1 protein-coding gene is annotated in these 1,157 nt (G+C 46.0%); it reads left to right on the forward strand.

Annotation, left to right across the window (positions count from 1 at the left end):
- Positions 1-85: 85 nt before the first annotated feature.
- Positions 86-1,120 carry an IS110 family transposase gene (locus AB4484_RS24505; RefSeq protein WP_372080817.1) on the forward strand — a complete coding sequence of 345 codons (1,035 nt, stop codon included), beginning with the start codon at positions 86-88 and terminating at the stop codon, positions 1,118-1,120.
- The last annotated feature ends 37 nt before the right edge of the window (positions 1,121-1,157 follow it).

Here is a 1,157-nt window from a genome sequence, read left to right on the forward strand (position 1 = left end):
GTGTTCATTATTCCTATTATAATGGAATGGTCGCCCCTCCCTCAGCCTTCTACTATGAAGGTAACAATGAGATAGGAGAAAGAGCATGACTGTAACAACGGTAGGTATCGATTTAGCTAAAAATATATTCCAAATCCATGGTGTTGACCAACATGGAAAAACCATCCTGAAAAAGAAACTTAAACGGGACCAGCTTTTTACATTCTTTGCCAATAAAGAACCCTGTCTTATCGGAATGGAAGCGTGCAGTGGGGCTCACTTTTGGGCGAGAGTCTTGGCGAATCAAGGGCACCATGTGAAGTTAATGGCACCTCAGTTTGTTAAGCCTTACGTAAAAACCAATAAAAATGATGCCGCGGATGCCGAAGCTATTTGTGAAGCCGTTACCCGACCGAACATGCGTTTTGTTGGAATAAAATCCCCCGACCAACAAGCTTTACTCTCTCTTCACCGTGCCCGTTCGGGATTAATCAAAGCCCAAACCGCACAAATTAATCAAGTAAGGGGGCTTCTCACTGAATTTGGGATCATCATACCCATCGGAAAAGCGGCCGTTAACCGATATTTACCGCTAATTTTAGAGGATGCTGACAATGGCCTACCCGACACGTTTCGTCAGGTTATCTCTCGGTTGTATGAGCATTTAAAGGAATTGGGCGAACACATTGAGCAATACGACCGCCTCCTCAATGAGCACTTTAAGCATTGTGAATTAAGCCAACGGATAGCTTCTCTACCGGGTATCGGACTTATCAGTGCGACTGCCATTGTCGGCACGATTGGGGATGCCTCCGAGTTCAAGAATGGACGTCAGCTATCCGCGTGGTTGGGGCTGGTACCTCGACAACATTCTAGCGGGGGTAAAAACACCTTACTTGGGATAAGTAAACGGGGAGATGCTTACCTGAGAACGCTACTGATTCATGGCGCACGCTCTGTTTTGATCGCCAGAAAAAACAAAGTTTCTTCGGAAAGTTGGTTAGGGGGACTTATCCATCGACGAAACACCAACGTAGTCGCAGTAGCACTGGCCAATAAAAACGCACGGACACTCTGGGCTATGCTCACACGAGGAGAAGACTACAACCCCAAACAATACCCCGATGCCTTTGCGAGTTAATTTCGCTCAAATGGCTGGTATTTAACATATGATAGCT

Origin of the sequence: Vibrio sp. 10N.261.46.A3, assembly GCF_041472995.1 — a bacterium.
GTDB lineage: Bacteria > Pseudomonadota > Gammaproteobacteria > Enterobacterales > Vibrionaceae > Vibrio > Vibrio coralliirubri.